The organism is Bacillota bacterium, from assembly GCA_013314855.1.
Classification (GTDB): domain Bacteria; phylum Bacillota; class Clostridia; order Acetivibrionales; family DUMC01; genus Ch48.
Genome location: JABUEW010000048.1, coordinates 1 through 20677 on the forward strand (window position 1 = coordinate 1; position 20677 = coordinate 20677).

23 protein-coding genes are annotated in these 20677 nt (G+C 33.8%); 7 read left to right on the plus strand and 16 right to left on the minus strand.

The annotated features are described in order from the left end of the window. Window positions 1-228 precede the first annotated feature (228 nt). The 10 genes from HPY74_09900 to HPY74_09945 form a co-directional block, all read right to left on the minus strand. The gene (locus HPY74_09900) at window positions 229-726 is read right to left on the minus strand and encodes a hypothetical protein (protein ID NSW90961.1); all 498 of its coding nucleotides are present in this window, start codon (window positions 724-726) and stop codon (window positions 229-231) included. A 31-nt stretch (window positions 727-757) separates the two neighbouring features. Further along, on the minus strand, window positions 758-1315 hold the full coding sequence (gene efp, locus HPY74_09905) for an elongation factor P (protein NSW90962.1): 558 nt from the start codon (window positions 1313-1315) through the stop codon (window positions 758-760). A 171-nt stretch (window positions 1316-1486) separates the two neighbouring features. Then, complete coding sequence (locus tag HPY74_09910) at window positions 1487-2581, minus strand: aminopeptidase P family protein (protein ID NSW90963.1); 1095 nt, start codon at window positions 2579-2581, stop codon at window positions 1487-1489. Window positions 2582-2635: 54 nt separating this feature from the next. After that, window positions 2636-3073, minus strand: coding sequence for a type II 3-dehydroquinate dehydratase (aroQ, locus tag HPY74_09915; protein NSW90964.1), 438 nt, complete (start codon window positions 3071-3073; stop codon window positions 2636-2638). 54 nt (window positions 3074-3127) lie between these two features. Further along, window positions 3128-3982 (minus strand): TIM barrel protein, encoded by an 855-nt coding sequence (locus tag HPY74_09920; GenBank protein ID NSW90965.1) that lies wholly within the window; start codon window positions 3980-3982, stop codon window positions 3128-3130. A gap of 1 nt (window position 3983) precedes the next feature. Continuing rightward, window positions 3984-4256, minus strand: coding sequence for a late competence development ComFB family protein (locus HPY74_09925; GenBank protein ID NSW90966.1), 273 nt, complete (start codon window positions 4254-4256; stop codon window positions 3984-3986). Window positions 4257-4304: 48 nt separating this feature from the next. Further along, window positions 4305-5060 carry a prepilin peptidase gene (locus HPY74_09930; protein NSW90967.1) on the minus strand — a complete coding sequence of 252 codons (756 nt, stop codon included), beginning with the start codon at window positions 5058-5060 and terminating at the stop codon, window positions 4305-4307. A gap of 16 nt (window positions 5061-5076) precedes the next feature. After that, on the minus strand, window positions 5077-5952 hold the full coding sequence (locus tag HPY74_09935) for a shikimate dehydrogenase (protein NSW90968.1): 876 nt from the start codon (window positions 5950-5952) through the stop codon (window positions 5077-5079). A gap of 11 nt (window positions 5953-5963) precedes the next feature. After that, window positions 5964-6485: a YqeG family HAD IIIA-type phosphatase gene (locus tag HPY74_09940; GenBank protein NSW90969.1), complete on the minus strand. Its 522-nt coding sequence runs from the start codon at window positions 6483-6485 to the stop codon at window positions 5964-5966. Between the two features lie 332 nt (window positions 6486-6817). Next, a complete protein-coding gene (locus HPY74_09945) occupies window positions 6818-7045 on the minus strand; it encodes a hypothetical protein (protein NSW90970.1) in 228 nt (75 codons plus the stop codon). A gap of 314 nt (window positions 7046-7359) precedes the next feature. Here HPY74_09945 and HPY74_09950 point away from each other — a divergent pair, with 314 nt between their 5' ends. Both HPY74_09950 and HPY74_09955 read left to right on the plus strand, forming a co-directional pair. Continuing rightward, entirely contained in the window at window positions 7360-8430 is a 1071-nt protein-coding gene (locus HPY74_09950) for a branched-chain amino acid aminotransferase (protein NSW90971.1), read from the plus strand. Between the two features lie 251 nt (window positions 8431-8681). Further along, window positions 8682-9983: a sporulation integral membrane protein YlbJ gene (locus HPY74_09955; GenBank protein ID NSW90972.1), complete on the plus strand. Its 1302-nt coding sequence runs from the start codon at window positions 8682-8684 to the stop codon at window positions 9981-9983. Window positions 9984-10004: 21 nt separating this feature from the next. Here the strand turns inward: HPY74_09955 and HPY74_09960 are convergent, their stop codons facing one another. The 3 genes from HPY74_09960 to rsmD form a co-directional block, all read right to left on the minus strand. Then, window positions 10005-10442: an ATPase gene (locus HPY74_09960; protein ID NSW90973.1), complete on the minus strand. Its 438-nt coding sequence runs from the start codon at window positions 10440-10442 to the stop codon at window positions 10005-10007. Window positions 10443-10507: 65 nt separating this feature from the next. Further along, window positions 10508-10993 (minus strand): pantetheine-phosphate adenylyltransferase, encoded by a 486-nt coding sequence (gene coaD, locus HPY74_09965; GenBank protein ID NSW90974.1) that lies wholly within the window; start codon window positions 10991-10993, stop codon window positions 10508-10510. A gap of 2 nt (window positions 10994-10995) precedes the next feature. Next, window positions 10996-11580, minus strand: a complete 585-nt coding sequence (gene rsmD, locus HPY74_09970) for a 16S rRNA (guanine(966)-N(2))-methyltransferase RsmD (GenBank protein ID NSW90975.1) — start codon at window positions 11578-11580, stop codon at window positions 10996-10998. Between the two features lie 256 nt (window positions 11581-11836). Between rsmD and HPY74_09975 the strand changes: the two genes are divergently transcribed. Both HPY74_09975 and HPY74_09980 read left to right on the plus strand, forming a co-directional pair. Continuing rightward, window positions 11837-12025: a 50S ribosomal protein L28 gene (locus tag HPY74_09975; protein ID NSW90976.1), complete on the plus strand. Its 189-nt coding sequence runs from the start codon at window positions 11837-11839 to the stop codon at window positions 12023-12025. 378 nt (window positions 12026-12403) lie between these two features. Continuing rightward, window positions 12404-13096, plus strand: a complete 693-nt coding sequence (locus HPY74_09980) for a hypothetical protein (protein NSW90977.1) — start codon at window positions 12404-12406, stop codon at window positions 13094-13096. A 100-nt stretch (window positions 13097-13196) separates the two neighbouring features. Here HPY74_09980 and HPY74_09985 read toward each other — a convergent pair whose 3' ends face one another. Then, window positions 13197-13400 carry a hypothetical protein gene (locus HPY74_09985; protein ID NSW90978.1) on the minus strand — a complete coding sequence of 68 codons (204 nt, stop codon included), beginning with the start codon at window positions 13398-13400 and terminating at the stop codon, window positions 13197-13199. A gap of 176 nt (window positions 13401-13576) precedes the next feature. Here HPY74_09985 and HPY74_09990 point away from each other — a divergent pair, with 176 nt between their 5' ends. From HPY74_09990 to HPY74_10000, 3 genes are all read left to right on the plus strand, one after another. Beyond that, window positions 13577-14683: a radical SAM protein gene (locus HPY74_09990; protein ID NSW90979.1), complete on the plus strand. Its 1107-nt coding sequence runs from the start codon at window positions 13577-13579 to the stop codon at window positions 14681-14683. A gap of 34 nt (window positions 14684-14717) precedes the next feature. After that, window positions 14718-15908 carry a radical SAM protein gene (locus HPY74_09995; GenBank protein NSW90980.1) on the plus strand — a complete coding sequence of 397 codons (1191 nt, stop codon included), beginning with the start codon at window positions 14718-14720 and terminating at the stop codon, window positions 15906-15908. A gap of 596 nt (window positions 15909-16504) precedes the next feature. Next, on the plus strand, window positions 16505-18070 hold the full coding sequence (locus HPY74_10000; GenBank protein ID NSW90981.1) for an ATP-binding cassette domain-containing protein: 1566 nt from the start codon (window positions 16505-16507) through the stop codon (window positions 18068-18070). Window positions 18071-18530: 460 nt separating this feature from the next. On the opposite strand, the gene nth is transcribed toward HPY74_10000, so the two are convergent. Both nth and glgA read right to left on the minus strand, forming a co-directional pair. Continuing rightward, window positions 18531-19163, minus strand: coding sequence for an endonuclease III (gene nth, locus HPY74_10005; GenBank protein NSW90982.1), 633 nt, complete (start codon window positions 19161-19163; stop codon window positions 18531-18533). Beyond that, a complete protein-coding gene (gene glgA, locus HPY74_10010) occupies window positions 19156-20637 on the minus strand; it encodes a glycogen synthase GlgA (GenBank protein NSW90983.1) in 1482 nt (493 codons plus the stop codon). The genes nth and glgA overlap by 8 nt, the downstream gene beginning before the upstream one ends. Between the last annotated feature and the right edge of the window lie 40 nt (window positions 20638-20677).

A 20677-nucleotide genomic window follows, 5' to 3' on the forward strand; every position in this document is an offset into this window, starting at 1 on the left:
TCCTGAATAGCACTTGAAGAAAAATATCTCTTTTTTACAAATTTATCTACTTGTGTAATGACAATTTAATTTCACCATTTCTCATTACTGCCTTTCAACAAAGAATTTTGATAAGATATTAAATAATTAAAGTGTTATTTTCAAAACTAACTACAAAAAAGTTGTCCACATTAATTGGAACAACTTTATAATAACCTGTTTTTTTATTTTCAGCATTCAGTTTGCCAATTATTCATCGCAATCATTTATCCATTCTACATCTATACTTTCGTGACATTTAGGACATTCGACTATATTTTCTTCTCCTTCAACACACATTTCCTTTTCAAGTTCAATAATTTCAAAACAATATGGACATTCAACCATATAAATTTCCTGGTCACATTCCTTATCACATTGGTTGCCGTACTCAAAATTATATTCTTCACATTCATTTTCATCGATATTAAAGTCATCATCATACTCATCATTATCTTCCTCATCGTATTCAGGCACATCTTTATACTCGAAAATTACACTTTCAATTTCGCTTAAGTCTCTGTCTATATCGTCAATCTGTTCTTTATGTTGCTCCTGGATACTCTCTAAATCTTCTACAGCAAGCGCTATCTCGTCCATAACATCAATTATTGCCCTGAACAATTTACCCTCATTGGTCAATTCACTTATCTGCATACCTTCAACAAGGCCCTTCAAATAAGCTACCCGCTCTCTTAAATAATTCATTACACACCTCCGCTGATATTGTATTATACAGCTATGCCCTTTCCATATACTCTCCTGTCCTTGTATCTATTCTTATTATATCACCCTGATTTATAAAAAGAGGTACTTTAACCACCGCACCGGTTTCTACAGTAGCAGGTTTTGTTGCTCCGGTCACCGTATCTCCCTTAACTCCCGGTTCAGTTTGTATCACTTCCAATTCTACAAAATTAGGAGGTTCTACACCAAATACCTTATCTTTAAAAGACAGTAGTTTAACTATCATATTTTCTTTGATAAATTTTAAAGAATCACCAAGCATCTCTGCACTTAAAGGTATTTGCTCATATGTTTCAACATCCATGAAGTAATAAAGCTGGCCATCGTTATAAAGATATTGCATATCTTTTCTTTCAATATGGGCTTTAGGCATTTTATCCGTAGGGCTAAAGGTTTTTTCAATAGTCCCTCCCGTAATAATGTTTTTCAATTTTGTCCTCACAAAAGCGGCGCCTTTCCCAGGTTTTACATGCTGGAATTCTACTACCTGGTAAACCTGGCCATCCATCTCAAAAGTAATTCCGTTTTTAAAATCTCCTGCCGTAATCATGTTAAATATCCCTCCATATACGTATAAATATAAACATACATTTACTAAACATTATTACCCTGTTATTCTTTTTTGTTTATATTTATTTTTATATAATTCTTAGATAATATTAAATTAAATCTTATAACTTTTCAAGGAATTTTTGCATTTTGTACCTTTTATTTTATGTTTTTATAATACCATTATATCCTTAGGCGCGCTTGTCAAAACTTCAGGTTTATCATCCCTTATAACTATCATGTCTTCTATCCTTACACCCCCATATCCTACAATGTAAATGCCCGGCTCTACCGTAACCACCATACCATTTTCCATAATAGTTTCATCTGAAGGGGCAAATCTCGGGTTTTCGTGTATTTCCAGGCCTACCCCGTGCCCCAAGCCGTGGCCGAAGTTATTCTCAAAACCGGCCCTGTTAATGATTTCTCTTGATATTGAATCAATCTCTTTTCCCGTCATACCCCTATGTGCACCCTTTAACGCTTCTTTTTGGGCCATTAATACAGTATTGTATATTTCCACCATTTTCCCATCGGGCTTACCTAGGAAAACTGTTCTTGTTATATCAGAACAATACCCTCCGTATATTGTTCCGTAATCCATAGTTATTATATCACCAGCTTCTATTTCCTTCTCTGATGCAACTCCATGTGGCATTGCAGACCTGGCTCCTGAAGCTACTATAGTTTGGAAAGAAGGTCCTTCCCCTCCGCGCCTTTTTATAAAATACTCAATTTCAGCAGCAATTTCAGTTTCCCTGACTCCCGGTTTTATATATGGTAATATATGGTCAAATGCCTCATCTGCAATTTTTACAGCTGTTTTTATTAGCTTTAACTCTTCCGGGTCTTTAATTATTCTCATAGATTCCGTTACATTCTTTAACGGTATCAATTCTTTAATTTCAAACTTCTCCTTGTAATCCAAGTAATTACCATACGTAAGATGCATGCTTTCAAAGCCAAGCCTTTCCACACCACTCTTTTTCAATATATTATTTATTTCCACGGCAACATCTCCGTGATACCTGACAATATCAAAAAAGGGGGCTTGTTTTGAAGCTTGTTCTATGTACCTGAAATCAGTCACCAAAACTGCATCATTTTTAGTTATTATTAGTTGGGCTGAAGTCCCGTTAAATCCGGATAAATACATATAATTTTCTCTTTTTGTAATTAATATTCCATCAACTTCATTATCTTCCAGTTTATTCCTTATTTTTTGAAGTCGTTTTTCTAAAACATCTCTATTAATACTTTCATACATGAAATGATCACTCCTGCTATTTATAACTACCTGCTTATTGAGATCACTGGTCTATTACGTAAAAGCCAACCTGGCTGCAGCATAAAGGGCAATTATATAGCTTTCTGCCCCAAAACCGCTTATTTGGCCTACACATACCGGTGCTATAACCGACTTTGATCTGAATTCTTCCCTTCCATAAATATTGGATAAATGAATTTCAATAGCCGGTACCTCAACTGCTTTTATTGCATCCCTTATAGCTATACTATAATGGGTATAAGCTCCAGGATTAATAACTATTACATTGTATTTATCCCTGGCCTCATGGATTTTGTCAATTATTTCCCCTTCGTGATTAGACTGCATAAATTCAACAGTAACATTCAGCTTTTCTGCCTCCTGGTAAACAAGGAAAGCAATTTCTTCCAGAGTCATGCTTCCATATATACTTTTTTCTCTTGCACCTAATAAATTCAAATTTGGTCCATTTATAAACAATATCTTTTTCAATCCTTTTTCCCTCCCTGTTATCTACTCATAACTCTATCTACTCATAACTCTTATTTACCGTTTGCAAATCTCATTATAGATCCTCTTCAATTCTAGGGCATCCTCAGCCATGTTTTCTCTAGATTCACATATAACAACCGGTTCCATTCTTTTTTCGCAAATAACCTCAACCAGGGGATGAAATTCAGGGCCATATTGAGTATCTGCAAGAGTCCAGTGTTTCTTTTCCCCTCCCCGTGTAAATTCAATTCTGCTAAAGTGAATATGGAGTTTTTGCATTCTCTCATATCCTAACACTTCCTCTACTCTGTCCAAAACCCTTCTAAAGTCTTCTGCAGTTTTCAAATTACCGCCATTTCTTGCATGTAGATGCCCGAAATCTAAAGTAGGTATAAGTCTTTCGTCAATTGTACATATCTCCAGTATTTCATCAAGGGAACCAAGCTGATTTATTTTACCCAAAACTTCAGGACATATACTTATATTACCATAGCCCATGTCATCAGCTCTTAAAATAGTCTCTTTCATGCCTGTAATCGCTGTGTCCATGGCCCACCTTCTATCCACATTGCTGCATGAACCCATATGGACCACAACTCTTTGGGCGCACATCCAACTGGCAGCTTTTAATGTCTCAAGTATATACCATATGGATTTTTCCCGTTTATTAGGATCTTCACTGGCTATATTAATGTAATATGGCGCATGTATGCTCATAAATATGTCATACTCTGACGCCTTTCTTCCAATCTGCTTTGCCGTTGCTTCTCCAATATTTACACCCTTGCTGCATTGATATTCATAAGCATCAAGGCTCATACCTCTTAACCAGGCCGGCATCTGGATGGATGAATTATATCCCTGGTCATAAAAACTCTGGGAATTACCAGAAGGTCCGAATCTTATCATATTATATCTCCATTCTTCCATTTACATTGTTTTCATGCCTTGGATGTTCTTTTACTTTTTCAGCAGCCTTTGTAATTGCAGTTAATATATCTACTTCAAACTGCTGTCTTAAAATATTGACTTTTGAATATAATTCCCCTTTTTCTGTAACTACATATTTAGGCGGGAGTTCGTTCAAAGCTAATGCAGCAATATCCAGCATGCATTTGTCACACGAACAGACATCAATGTCATCAATAACATTCTTGAGCATACTGAACACCAATTCTTCCATATAATTTTTAATTACCACCGGCAATACCTCCTTTCTTATAAATCCCTTTTACAACCGGGAAAAATACCAGGACCATATGTCCTGCCCCCACATGATTACTATAAATGTCGCCACTGCTATAAATGGACCAAAGGGTATGGTGTCTTTCCTTTTTTTTATCCTTAGAATAATAAGTAATATGCTTGTAAGCCCTCCCAGGAACATTGAAATTATAAGGGCCATAGCACACATTTTCCATCCAAGAAAAACACCTACGGGTGCAAATATTTTTACATCGCCCATACCCATCACCTCGTCATTTTTATACACAATTGCACCTAATAGTGCAATCAAAAACAATAAACCCGAGCCGGGTAAAAGTCCCAATAAAGGTTCCCACCATCCTTCACCCCCATATATTTTCAAGGGCAGGAACATATTATATATAAAAGCCGCTATACTTCCGGCTAATCCTGCCAGGACAAGCCCATTTGAAATGGTTTTGGTCTCAATATCAACAAAGACCATGATAACAAGTATGGATAACAAATATGCAAAGAAAACAAAGTCTGCCGTTAACCTGTATTTTATAAACAACAAGATAAATACTGCCGCAGTTATAACTACCACAAGCATCCTTTTTATTTCCGCAGCCATTCCTTTTGGCCGATGACTTAGCCAATGCCGCCAACCTTGCAAAAAAGATTTTTTCTCAAGCAAAATATGTATAAAAATATTATTAAAATGCCCTGCTACCAACCCTGCAATAAGCACAATAAAATATTTTACAGTATACTTTATAACATACTTAATGACATTATCCATAGTATTCCTCACACAACTACAAAATAGAAAAAGCCTTAAACAGCCCCTTAATAACTTCATCAGGTACTTTTACGTCCATCCATATCTCATACGCTTGTATTCCCTGATAAATAAGCATTCCCAGACCATTTATGATCTTTCTGCCCTGTTTTTCCCCTTCTTCTAAAAACTTTGTCTTTCCGGGGTTATAAATAACATCATACAAAACCTGGTTGGACGAAAATTCAAAGGGAAAAGCAATTGGTGTCTTATCAACGTCCGGATACATGCCCAAAGAAGTAGTATTTATAATAGCATCCCCATGCTTTAGAACTTCCTGAGCTTCTGAATCTATTGTACCATAAAATTCAGCTATTGGTGATATATTATTATTAATTATTTCTGCAATTTCAGCCGCCTTTGCAGTGGTTCTATTTATTATGGATATTCCCGATACACCTTCAAAAGCCAATCCTACAGCAATAGCCCTGGCTGCACCGCCGGCTCCAAGCAGGACTGCTCTTTTTCCCTTTAGGTCCATACCGGACTCTTCTTTAAAAGAACGAATAAAGCCTGAAGCATCAGTGTTATATCCGTACAACTTTCCATTTATGTTTTTAACTGTATTAACAGCCCCTATTAAGGCAGCCTCTTTTGAAATTTCATCAATATATTTTACTACATCATTTTTATACGGAATAGTTATATTAAAGCCCAGCACATTAATTGCGCTTAAGCCCTTTATGGCATCTTCCAGTTTTCCCTTTTCAACGTGGAAAGGGACATATATTGCATCAATCCCAAAATACCTGCTTAAAGTATTGTGGAGTTGAGGTGAAATTGAGTGGGATAAAGGGTTCCCGATAACCCCAAGTAGTTTCGTTTTTCCTGAAATATTATTTACTATTTCCATATTTCCATTCCTTACTCTCTTAAACTTCTCTTCTGTCCTTTAGCTTCATAATACCTACCTAATATATACCTTTCAGGATACCTTTTCAGCCTGACAAACAAAGACTCTTTTCTGTGAATGGGTTTAACAAGTATTGTATACATACCCAACCTGTTTCCTCCATAAACATCCGTAAAAATCTGGTCACCCACCGCTGCCGTTTCATGAGCTTTCAGATTAAGAACCTTTAGCGCCTTTCTAAAAGAGCGACCTATTGGCTTTGTGGCCCTGTATATTGCTTCCAGCCCAAGTTTTTCATTAAACTTGTCCACCCGCTTCCGGGTAGCATTTGAAACAATACACAATTTAAAGCCGCTGTTCTTTACTTTTCCTATCCAATCTATAACATCATTATCAGCTTCCTTCATAAAAGTAGGCACAAGAGTATTGTCAATATCCAATATAAGTCCTTTAATTCCCTTGTCCGCAAGTACATCAAGATTTATGTCCTGGACCTTGTCCACTATTTCATTAGGAAAAAACTTTTCTACCATTAATTAATTATCCTCCTAATTACTTCAGTTATTACCATATTATTATCATATTATTATCATATTATTATGCCTACTATCAAGCTTCCATATTAACCATTATGCCGGTCGTTATCCGGTAACAAAACTTTACTACTATAACTCTTAACTATGACTATAATAACAGAACATTAAGGCTATATCAATATTTATTTTATTTTCGGGCGCATTTTCTTCCCATGACCTATCATATTCCGGAAACGGTGCTCCAGGCCTCTAGAGCCTGTAAATTCACTTCGGGGCAAATCAAACTCGCAAAATATGGGTCATCTATAAAAAATGCGTCCATGTTAGGTTTATAAATAAATATACCTTAAAACACTATTCACAATACTTGATTTTTCCTTATTTGAAAGCAGCAAGTATGTAGCAGGATCAAAATTTGCAACTCTGCCGATATTACCGTCCAGTTCAATACCCACATCTCCATATATACACGATGTTGAATTGTTCCTATAGTAGTAGAACTTGAACCTGCATCCCTTTCCTTTTGTAAACTCGTATACATGATAGTAAAGCTCCATTAGTATATTCCCCCAAACAACAAAATATAAAATTCATTATATATCTATGTCTTTACTTCTAATATGAGAACAGGCCATTTAAGTTATTTTCAAAGCGCCAGGTTTTGAATGAACGCATTTTTTATATATGACCGTTCCTGGAATATAATGGGTCATGGGAAGAAAATGCGTTCCGTTTTGAATTTCATAAAAAAAACTGGATTTTTATTTCAAAAAGTTGCATAATATATATAAGCTTTAACCCGATATCATAAAACAGAGGTTTGTACAAAAATATGTGTAAATGAATGTACACTGGAAAGGAGAAATAACTTATGTCATATCAAATTAAAATTGAAAAAACAAAGATGCCAAAAGATAAGCCTGATCAGAATAATCTGGGTTTCGGCAAATACTTTACAGACCATATGTTTATTATGGACTATTCAACTGATAAAGGTTGGCATGACCCAAGAATTATACCTTATGCGCCATTACAGCTTGACCCGTCTACAATGGTTTTTCATTACGGGCAGGCAGTATTTGAAGGTCTAAAAGCCTATAAGACAAAAAATGGTAAAATACTTTTATTCCGCCCTTTAAAAAATATGGAAAGAACAAATATGTCCAATGAAAGGTTATGTATACCTCTCATAGACACAAATTTTGCCATTGAGGCAATTAAGGCCCTTGTAAAACTTGATAAAGACTGGATTCCTTCCCAGGAAGGCACTTCCCTTTATATAAGGCCTTTTATTATTTCTACCGACCCGTATTTGGGTGTCCGGCCTTCCAATACTTATAAGTTTATTGTTATCCTATCGCCTGTTGGAGCTTATTACCCTGAAGGAATAAATCCTGTAAAAATATATGTAGAAGATTATTATGTCCGGGCAGTAAAAGGCGGTTTAGGATATGTGAAAACCCCGGGGAACTATGCAGCAAGTCTAAAAGCCCAAATGGAAGCAAAAGAAAAAGGATATACACAAGTACTATGGCTGGATGGGATTGAAAGAAAATACATAGAAGAAGTGGGTACAATGAATGTATTCTTTAAGATAAAAGGAGAGGTCATAACACCTTCTTTGGAAGGAAGCATTCTTCCAGGAGTCACCAGGGATTCGGTAATACAACTGCTTAAAAGCTGGAATATGAAAATAACCGAAAGGAAGATATCCATCCAGGAAGTTTATGATGCCCATGCAAACGGAATCCTGGATGAAGCATTTGGTACAGGGACTGCAGCAGTAATTTCACCTATCGGCGGACTTAATTGGAAAGAAAAAATAATTACCATAAATAATGGAAAAACAGGCGAACTGGCCCAAAAACTATACAATTACATTACAGGTATACAAAGCGGTGAAATTGAAGACACTTTTGGATGGACAGTTGAGGTAGAGTAACATTTAAGCGTCTGTAGCAAAAAGGTAATGTCGGCAGTAAAAAGGCGGCACCGCCGACAAGGCGTTCAGGATGCAAGTGGTGCCGTTTCTTGGGCGCATTTTCAAATTTTGAAGAAAATGCGCCCCTTCTCTTTGTTGCCATTCTTACCATTACATTAATCTAATTTGCCGGTTTAATTATGTCATATTTTCATAATCTTATAATACAATCTTTATATAGCAATGTTATCCATTAAGGAGCTAATAAGTGTATGCTTCTTAAAACAAAAAATATCTATCTAAAAACACTAATAATACCAATAACCGGCATACTGTTCATTGTTTTTCTCATAATATTTTCAAAGACTGCTGTAACATCTGCACTAAAAGCTATTGACTTATGGCTGGGAATAGTTTTTCCGTCATTGTTCCCATTTTTAGTAGCATCAGAAATACTAAACGGTACAAGTTTTGTAAAGGCCGTTGGAGTATTTTTTGAACCTGTAATGAGGCCGCTGTTCAATTTACCCGGCTGTGCCTCTTATCCTTTTGCTTTAGGCATTACCAGCGGTTATCCGGTTGGAGCAAAGGCTACGGCTAAAATGCGGAAGGACAAATTATTAACTAAAAGAGAAGGAGAAAGGCTGCTTGCATTTTGCAACAATTCCAGTCCGCTTTTTATTACCGGGGCTGTTGCAGTGGGGATGTTAAAGATGCCCTACCTGGGACCATTTTTACTTATTTGTCATATTGTCTCCTCAGTTTCTACAGGACTTTTATTCGGATTTTTTGATAGAAGGGAAATTATAAAGATAAAAATCATTAGGCCAAAAGCAAAAGGAAAAGGTATAGGAAAGAAGAGTGTGCTTAAAAAATTTTTAGAAGAACTCCTGGGCAAAAACAATAATATTAAAGCGGATGGCGTAAATACAGGCAATGATATCGGCACTATATTGGGAAATGCCGTTGTGAATTCAATGGCAACAATGCTGGCTATAGGAGGGTTTATTATACTTTTCTCCGTTATTATAAACCTTTTATTGGAATCGGGTGCCCTAAAGATTATATCAAGTATATTTTCTACGTTTTTTTTCTTGAGAAAAAACCCGGACCTTTCAAAAGACATTATAGCACCTTCAATTAGCGGTTTTATTGAAATTACAACAGGATTGAAACAGGTATGCAGTTTGGAAAACATACCTTTAACCCTTAAACTGGTTTTAACAAGTATAATTATGGGCTGGGGGGGATTATCGGTCCATTTTCAGGTGTTAAGTGTAACAAGAGATACTGACTTGAGTATAAAGCCTTATTTACTGGGAAAATTTATACAAAGTATTTTTGCTGCACTATATACATACATCGGCTTAAAAATAACCAATTGTATTCCCGAGATTTCCAATGAAGTTTTCTACACGGTACAGTCCATAAAAACAGTGGCATGGCAACAATATCTCGTTTCTTCATGTAGATATCTGTTGGTTTTTCTATCATCTTTACTAGCACTAACTATCCTCACGGCTCCTTTAAGGCATCCTTTAAAGCATAAGAAAAAAACAAATCTCAGGAATTAACACTTAGTATTGAATACCAGGTTACTTTAATTCCTGTCTATTTACCTGGATAACATCAAGAGTATCCTTTAATATTTGCTCCACCTTATTTAAGATACTGTCTGCATATTCCCTTGCCCCCAGGCGGATTTCCCTGGCATTTTTCTGGGCATTGGATATAATTTCATTTGCCTGTTCATATGCTTTTCTGGTAATCTCATGCTCATCTACAAGGGCAGATATCTTATTTTCCGCTTCCTGAATAATATTATTAGCCTCTTTCTGGGCTTCCAACAGGATTCGCTGTCTTTCTTCCTTTACCCATTTTGCCTGCTTAATATCATCGGGAAGCTTCAACCTTATTTCCTTAATAAGCTCCAATAACTCCTCCTTATCCACAAGGCTTCTCCCAGACAGCGGTAAAGATATGCTTTTTTCTACAACATCCTCTAATGCTTCCAAAATAGACAGTATTTCCATTATAAATTTCCTCCCCCTAAAATTATTAGGTTGAATACTTAAGCCGGCTTATTCTAGGTAACATTCTAAAGTTTCAAGCTCAATCTTTCATATACCCTGTCCTTGATACAATCCGGGACAAGTCCCTCTATATTTCCCCCGTTTCTTGCCAATTCCTTTACAGCACTTGAACTTAGATAAGTATAATTAATGCTTGACATCATAAACAAGGTCTCTATATTCGGGTCTACAATTTTGTTGAGTAAAGCCATTTGAAACTCATATTCAAAATCCGAAACAGCCCTAAGCCCTTTAATTATAATCCCTGCCTTCTTTTTTTTCATAAAATCTACCAATAGACCTGAAAAACTATCCACTTCTATATCAGGACTATCCTTTAAGACAATTTTTAAGAGCTCCACCCTTTCTTCCAAAGAAAAAAAATAATTCTTATTAATGTTATTTCCAACAGCTACAATCAGTTTATCACACAATCTGGCACTTCTATGTATGATATCAAGATGTCCGTTTGTTACCGGGTCGAAACTTCCCGGATATACACATATTTTCAAGTTTAAATCCCTTCTATCCTATTTAGTATTTTATTATTTTGTTTGTAAAAAGCCAGTGCAGTATTTCCGTACCTGCGGTCACTTATTAACTCAAGATTCCCTATCTTCTGAGGTATATTTTCACCACTGCTCCTTTCAGCTGCAATTATCCCGCCTTCTGCCAATATATCCTCTTTTTCAATAATTTTCAGTGTTTCCTCCAGCAAACCTTTATTATAAGGGGGATCAAGAAATATTATATCAAACTTTTCTCCTTCTTTGGAGAGGTTATATAATACTTTTAATACTTCTCCTTTTATTATTACTCCCCTGTCAATAAGTTTTGTGCTCACAAGGTTTTCCCTTATAACATCCGTTGCCTTTTCGCTTTTGTCAACAAATACAGCCTTCCTTGCACCTCGACTTAATGCCTCAATGCCTAGATTTCCGGTCCCTGCAAATAAGTCAAGGACATATGCATCTGCCAAATACTCCACAATAATATTAAACAGGGATTCCTTTACCTTGTCGGATGTAGGCCTCGCAACATAACCTTTTAATGTCTTCAATTTATGCCCTTTAGCTGTTCCGGATATTACCCGTAATATTGCCACATTCCCCCAAATCCAATTATTTTATAATTACCTTGTATTGTTTTCTATATTGTTATTTTATACTATGATTTTTAATTGTCAACCATGCATTTTGCATAACAAGCAAAGCCGTTTAGCAATTTTCACAAGTTTAGCCTCAAAAAAACTTGATAACCTCCGTATTCATGTGTTATTATATTTATGTTTGGCTGTGCACGGAAATAGTAATATATTGGATATATTCTCCAGGTCAAAGGAGGTGTAATGATAAATGGCAAAATGTGATATTTGCAGTAAGGAGACTAAATTTGGAAACCAGGTCAGCCATTCAGTCAGAAGGACTGCCAGGACGTGGAAACCTAATATTAAAAAAGTTAGAGCTGTTGTTAATGGTGTATCAAAATCAATCAATGTATGTACAAGATGCTTGCGCTCAAATAAGGTGAAAAGGTCCGTATAATCCGGCAAGTGTCATGCTTGTACAAATATAATGGGTATCTTGTCCAGTGGGGGAAGGGGAGCAAAGAAGCCCCCACTGACACCCTGAACAAAGCATTTTTAATTTATCCCATACCCAATACTTTTTTAAGTATATTGCCCAGGAATTTAGGCATACGTAATACAACTATTTTCACTGTATATGCACCCCACTAAAAAAATCTCCATCATTATCAATATATTCAATTTTAATTTTTTCGTTACAATCTTCCTTGTTATTATTTTGTATTATTCATATATTTTTATGTCATATTAAATTGTTATATTAAGTTTTAAATTCAATTCCAACTGAATAAATATTTATTATGAAAGCTCTAATTTAAAAGGAAGGAAATTTCTCTTGATTATATTGATTGTTAAAAATCTAAAGAAAAAAAGCATAATTCTGGCTCTATTTTTTGCTTTATGGTTAGGTATGTTCCTTCTGTCTAACTTAATTGTAAATAATATGTCTATCTCGAGGATTACAATTGATGATGTTTTTTCTTTCTCATACCCCCCAATCCTGATTATAGGTAAAATATATATTAATGAGCAAAGTACGGGAATTATCTCTGTAAGTTCAAATATAGCCAAACCCGACAGCCAAAAGTTCTCCACTTACATTTCCCTTAAAGGTAAATTTGCTTTTGACTATCCGTCAATATTCACTCTTATTGAAAAAGAGTTCCCAGACAGTGATATTCTCTATCATATAGATTTTAAAGACACACAAGGCATAATTCATGGTTTTGTCCAGGTATGGAATCTCCCGTATTCCCTGAAAGAATTCTTGGATAATTCAAAAGCCAATAGTACATTGTCATATAAGAATTTTAAATCACAGGAACTTGATATCGATGAAAAAAAGGGTTATCTCTGGGACTATACTGTTTTTAGCGATAACGAGAAAATATACTATAAAGGCATGGAATTTTTCTTTAAAAAGAAAGACTCCATGTACAGAATAAGTTATTTTGTTCCGGAAAAAGAATGGGACAAAACAAAGGAAAACATCTTCTGGAGTATTGTAAAATCTTTTAAAGTATACTAAATTTATATTATTTTTTCCTAAGGTTGACAGGCACAAGTTTGGAACTCGCATAAAATAAGGATTTTTATTCTGAAAAATGTCAAATTTGCCTCTAACACTATCAGGTATAGCATAAGCAGGTTTGCGGCCTTGATTTTTGTGTATAAGATTGTATAAGATGCAGCCTGTTTTCTTTTCCCCCTTTCTTCAGTCGTATTACCTGGCGCACGCTAAGGCCCAAATGCTCTGCTGCTTCCCTAACAGTCATACTGCTCTCTATAGTTTTTTCGATAACAGTATACCTCTTTAGTTGCTCTTGTGACATCAAATAATGCACCTTGCCCTTCATAATGACATTTTATCAAAATAATTAACAAAATGACATTATCACAAAATAAATACATAAATGTTAATTTCTACTTGACACAAACTAAAAAAAAATGTAAAATATACATAAATTATATTTTATGGTAAAAAAATATATCGATAGGGGTTGCTTATATGTTTATTGAATCTGGTAACATCAAATTTTTTTTGGATGAACCTCGTCTTGAAATAGGTAAAAAAAATATAATTTTGAATCGAACTGATTTTAAGCCATCAACAAGAATATACTTTAAAATAACTAATTCATGTAATTTTAATTGTACATATTGTTTTCAAAAAAATGATCCGGATATAAACGAAAAAGTTAATTTAAAAGAGTATAGAATATTGTTAGATAAATATATATCAGAATCAGGTATTGAAATAATTATATTTGGAGGAGAGCCTTTATTAAACAAGAACAAAGAAAATTTAATATTCTTGTTTGATATATGTAATACGAATAACGGTTACTTTTTCTTTACAAATGGTTGTTTTTCAAAAGAAATAGGTGATATACTAGTAAATAACCGTGATAAGATAAATATGATAATTATTTCCATTGATGGCCCCGAATTTATTCATAATAGAAGAAGGCCATTAAGAAATGGGAATTCTTATCAAGCCATACTTGATAACGCTAACTACCTTTATGAACATGAGATTCCATTTTCTTTTCAATATAATATTGATGTTGATAATATCAATTATTTAGACCAAGGTTTGACAGATCTAGATAAGAAATTAGGATTAAATAACTTGACAATAATATTAAACAAGGTACTTCATACAAAAAGAACTATATCAGAACTCGAATTTCTGAAGAAATATATTGAATTATTATCTGTTTATCCTCATGCGCATTTAGTTTTGAATTCAGTTGTGTATTCTAAGTTTAATAATGTAATAATTGGAAACGGGTTTAAAAGACCACGTTGTAATATTGAGAATACTTTAATTTTAGATTTTCCCAGTAAAAAAGTATATATTTGCCCAGAATCTATGAATACCGAAATTGGTATAATATCCAAAAATGATATTATTTATAATAATACAAAAAAGAAATACACTAATGTTACCAATAAGGAACTTTACCCATGCAACTCTTGTATATACGCAAATTATTGTAAATATGGCTGTGCTATAGATACTTCCAATCATTTTAAGACGTGTAAAGACGAAACTTATCAAGAGTTGAAATTTATTATAGATAACTTTTATACTTTTTATTCTTTAGAATAGCAATTATCTTACAAGGTGGAAAGGAAGATTAAGTATGAAAGAATCTGTATTTAATATTAAATTTAGCGTAGATAACGAAGACTATATTTACAACACAAGAACAGGTGGATTAATCTCTCTTAAGGCAGATGATTTAAATAATCAAGAAATCATTGATTATTTATTTGCAAATAAGTTCTTTGTTGATGACGATTTTGATGAAGTAGAAGATGTTATCAACGAAGTAAATATCAATTTAACTAAAGAAGTTAACGATTTACAAATAACATTGCTATTAACCGAGGCATGCAATTTTAGATGTGTTTATTGCTATCAGGAACACAATCCGCAAAAATTGAATTATAAAAATGCAGATATGATTATTTTGCAGATCGAAAAGATACTAACAAAAAAAAGTTATTCTGAGCTAGGAATTCATTATTTTGGTGGTGAACCGTTGTTAAATAGCGATGTACTAATTTATGTGGATAAGCGAATTGACAAATTATGTCGAAATCTAAATGTATCATATAAGAAATATATAACGACTAATGGGTCATTAATTACTAATCAAATCATTGAAACAGTAAATTTTGATGACATACAAATCACTATAGAGGGCTTAAAAAATACACATGAAATGCTTAGAGTCTCAAGTGAATTTTCATTTGATAACATAATTTCGAACATTGATAATATATTACCAACTTGCAAGCATTTAACCATTAGAATAAATTTATGTAAAGAGAACAGTAAAGAAGTTATACCATTGATTGATTTTCTTATGGATAAATTTTGCAAATACAAAGAAAAAATATCTATTAACTTTTCCAAAATGGAGGATTATGGTAATGGACGGCACTTTCATATGTTGACGTATGAAGAATACTCTCAGTTAAGATTGACAAGCAGCATACATCTAGCAAATAAGTATGGTATAGAATTAAAACTTCACAGATTGAGTATTTATAATTGTGCTTTTTTATATAATAAGGCTTTTGCAATAAAGCCTGATATGAGTGTCCTATATTGTTCTGGATCTAATTTATCAACTGAGATGTTCAGTGCAGATCTAGTTGATATAATAAAACCTTTTCATTTAAATGATGAATGCAAAATTTGTAAGATTATGCCTATTTGTTTAGGGGGATGTGCTATGAGGAGAAAATTAGGTAGTGTAAGCTGTGTACCGGAAAAGCTTAACATTACTGATATATTGCGGTACTATGTACTTTCAAAAAAATAATAAAGTATGTTATGCATTTAGAAAGTCTATATAGCATTGTAAACAGAGCAGATATATAGGCTATATATATAATTAATATAAAGATTTGCAAATTTAAATCTTGTGAACAGCGAATAATCGGAGACGCTATCGAAAAAACCGTAAAATTCTTGGGCTTCTCTGCAAAGGAGCAAGAAAAGGTTTAGGAAGAAGGCTTATTATTTTGAAACAAGCCTTTATAATGGGAGTAAATATCAACAAATGTAATTTGTTTAAATTGATTAACTATTAAATTTCTTTCTCCTTATTAAGTAGTAAAATTTCTTTTTACAAACAAATTATATACTATATGGTGGAAGAAATTTATATAAAAATTATGCTAAAACCCAATAATTTTGAGGGTTTTGGCATTTCAAAAATAATATGAAAGGAGGCAGATGCCATGAAAGTCATTGCAAATGCGAACACTCGACCTACAAAAGTACGCCCCAACGGTAATTGCTGCAATGGTATTGTGATCTGCTAGAACTTCTAGAGGTGACTGATGTTAGGGACTACTAAATCGAATGTCATTTAGTAGTCCCAATGTCACCTATAAAAAAGGAGAGATTAATAAGATGAAAACTAAAATTCTTAAGAAATATCCGTTGCAAATAATTCAATATATTTTTGCGATGATTGTTGCTTTGACTATCCCATATTTATTTTCATACCTAATTGATAAAATTATTTTAGCCAACAACTTTTCAAGACTACTACAATGGTTTTTTCTAGTGCTAGTCTTGTCACTTTTGTCTTCGTTGTTATCATTCTTTTTTATTGAGTTTGCTACTATCCGTGCAAGTATTAATAATAGCTGCAAGTTAAGTATTAATGCGATAAAAAAGATGTTAAGGATTCCGGTAATCGATTATACTAAAAAGGAAAAATCATATTATTTAAATGTAATTACAAATAGTGCATTTACATATGGAGATATACATACGCAAGTATATCTCGAATTAATTTCATCTTTAATTTGTGTAGTGCTAATAGTAACGCTTATACTTTTTGTTGATCCGATTTTATGTATTGTGTTTATTATTTATATACCTATTGTTGTTTTCAGTACATACACGCAAAGCGGAAAGCTTGCTAATATGCAGAAAGATAGTATTGTTAAGCAAGATGCATTTTTGAGTTCATTGAAGAATATTATAGATCATAAGAGAGAGATAAATGTGTTGAAAGAAAATGATTATTTTATAGAACAATATTCTAATTACATGAATTCATGGAAGACGTTTATAACTAAATATAAATTCCTGCAATCTCTTATATCAACCTTTCCTTCTATGATTTCAAATATATATGGTATAGTATACTTGGTCATAGGAACATACTTAATCTCTAAAGGCAATATTTCGACCGGCATGCTTATTATGGGTTATCAATATTTACAAATTATATCAGGACCAATAAATGGCGTTGCTCAAATATATCTTAGATATAAAGCGAATAAAGAACACATCGATCGTGTAGATCTTCTAGATTTGGCATCAGAAACAAACAATGACTACGAAAGTAAAAAGACAATAGATGAATATATTGTTAGCGCGGAGAATTTCAACTTATACTTGGATGAAGATCATAAAAACTTGCTATTCAAGATTGATTCTTTAAGAATACCTACAAAGGGGTTGTTTTTGTTTAAAGGAAAAAATGGAGTTGGAAAAAGTATGATGTTAAATTTATTGCTTGGACTTGTTGATATCAAATGGACAACAGGTGAATTTAACATTAATATGGATATTTCAAATACTGGATACTTAACTTATCCACTCTTTTTTATCAATGGATCTTTTAGCGAAAATATATTTAACAGATCCTACAGCCCACATTTATTAGAAGTACTAAATATTGATTTTTGTGAAAAATTGATAACAACAAATCCAGTAAATCTAAGTTTGGGACAACAACAAAAAATAGCTTTACTACGAGTTTTATCAATGAATACAAAATTTATTTTTTTGGATGAGCCTAATAGTAATCTAGATAGAGAAACTCAGAATAATCTGAAGTCATATATACAATATTTAAAAAATAACAAAGGAATAATTATCATTATGCATGATGATAATTTTGATGACATAGCAGATGAAATATATGAAATTAAAGACTATATGTTTTATCGAATAGATTAAAGTCATTTGCAATACGCCTTTGCACCCTCATGAAACCGTACTTGTGTTATTAATACAACCATAATTGTATTTATTATCCTTGCTATACCCAAAATCCCTCAGATCATCCTGTTTTACACTCTTAAATACAAATAAGGAACGAACTATATTTACATATTCATATTTTTCCGCTCTGGTTACTTTAATATACATATGCTATATTATACAACATTACCTATTATATCAATATTATATTTAAATTTTATTTAATTATTTTAAGTAATTATATTTATATTTTTGCCTCTATATTTTGAAAAATTTTGTGATTTTTTAATGATCTTTTGCAGGTTTTATGCGGCTTTCAAAAATTCTATATGTTTTCAATCTGTCAAACTCGGACAAAACAAAGAAAAATATCTTCTGGAGTATTGTAAGATCTTTTAAAGTATACTAAATTTATATTATTTTTTTATATTATATATTAAATTTTCATATAAAATTTACAAAATTTACTTACCGGGCACTTATCACATTTGGGATTTCTGGCAGTGCATACGGCTCTCCCATGCAAGACAAGCTGGTGACAAAATCTTGTCCATTCTTCTTTTGGAACTATTTTCATCAAATCATACTCAATCTTTACCGGATCTTCGTTTTCTGTAAAACCCATCCTTTTTGACAACCTCTTTGCATGGGTATCGACAACTATGCCGGGTATGCCAAAAATATCCCCCAGCACTAAATTTGCCGTTTTTCTGCCCACGCCTGGAAGTTTGAGTATATCCTCAAGGTTATCCGGTACCATTCCTCCAAATTCATCTATAATCATCCTGCAGCATTTCTTTATATTTTTTGCCTTATTCCTGTAAAATCCCGTAGATTTAATATCTTCTTCAAGCTCTGCCAAATCCGCTTCGGCAAAATCATATACATTTTTATATTTCCGGAACAGGGCTTTTGTCACTACGTTCACCCTGGCATCAGTACACTGTGCAGCCAGCTGAGTAGCTATAAGAAGCTGCAGAGGGTCTTTATATTCTAAGGAACACCCTGCCTCCGGATATATTCTATCAAACACTTTTATAATCTCTGCAACCCTCTGCCTGTTATCCACAAATAACTCCTCCCTGCTTTTTTAAAGCCAGACAATATAACTCCATGTATTTTTCAGCAGAGCTCTTCCAGGAAAAATCCTGCCCCATTGCCCTTTTAACCAGTTTTTTCCACTCTTCGGGATTTTGATTATACAACGTCAACGCTCCTTCTATGGTCTTCAGAAGTTCATCGGAAGAAAACTCAGTAAAGGAAAAACCGTTTCCTTTTTCTTTATCTTTATAATAGTCGGTAATTGTTTCGGCAAGGCCCCCTGTTGCCCTAACAATCGGAATTGTGCCATATCTCAAGGCTATTATTTGCCCCAACCCGCAGGGCTCAAAACGGGACGGCATTAAAAACATGTCGCTTCCTGCATATATCCTCTGTGCAAGTACAGTATTAAACTCGATGTAAACTGCCATTTTGTTCATATATTTATTTCTAATATTCAGAAAACTGCTTTCATAATATGGGTCTCCTGTACCCAACAGGATAAACTGCAGATTGTTTTTCATTATTTCATCAATCTTCTCAATTATAAGGTCAAGCCCTTTTTGTCCTGAAAGTCTTGAAACCAGTCCAATAACAGGCATATCCCCTACAGGGAGTCCCGTTTCTTTCTGCAGGGCATATTTATTTTCTTTTTTATTTTCAAGAGATTCCTTATCATAGTTAGTATATATTTTCTTATCTGTCGAAGGATTAAACTCTTCGTAACTAATACCGTTAACAATACCGTATAGATCTTTTTCTCTTTTCTTCAGCAATCCCTCCAGTCTTTCACCATACTGGGGAGTCTGTATCTCTTTTGCATAGGTTTCGCTAACTGTATTAATAATATCTGCATACACCAACCCGGATTTCATAAAATTAAACATTCCATAAAATTCTACCTTATCCGGAATAAATACTTCATCGCCAATATTAAAGAGTCTTAACGCCTCTTTTGGGAAATTTCCCTGGTATTCAAGGTTGTGTATAGTATATAATGTTGCAATTCCGCTATAAAAGGAGTACTTTGCATATTTCTCTTTTAGCAACATGCATATTGGCCCTGTATGCCAGTCGTTACAATGGATAATATCCGGTTTGAAATTAATTTTAGGAAGCATTTCAATTACAGCATTGCAGAAAAAAGCAAACCTTTCACCATCATCCGGGTGACAATATATACCTTCTCTGTCGTAATAATCATAACTGTCCACAAAATAGGCAGGGACATTCACCCTGCCTGCCTCTGCATTAGCAATCATCTCCGTTTCTCTTATAATACATGTTTTCGTAATATTACCCATACGGATCGGAAAATCGGTAACATATTTCATATTTCCAGCTATATCCCTGTATCTTGGCATTACTATCCTTACATCATTTCCCATCTGCGTAAGGGCTTTGGGTAGAGAACCTGCCACATCCGCCAGACCCCCTGTTTTTGCAAATGGGGACACTTCTGCTGAAACAAATAGTATCTTTAATTTATTCCTTAATTGCATTATATGTCCTCCGTCCAAGCAATTATTTAATTTGATGAAG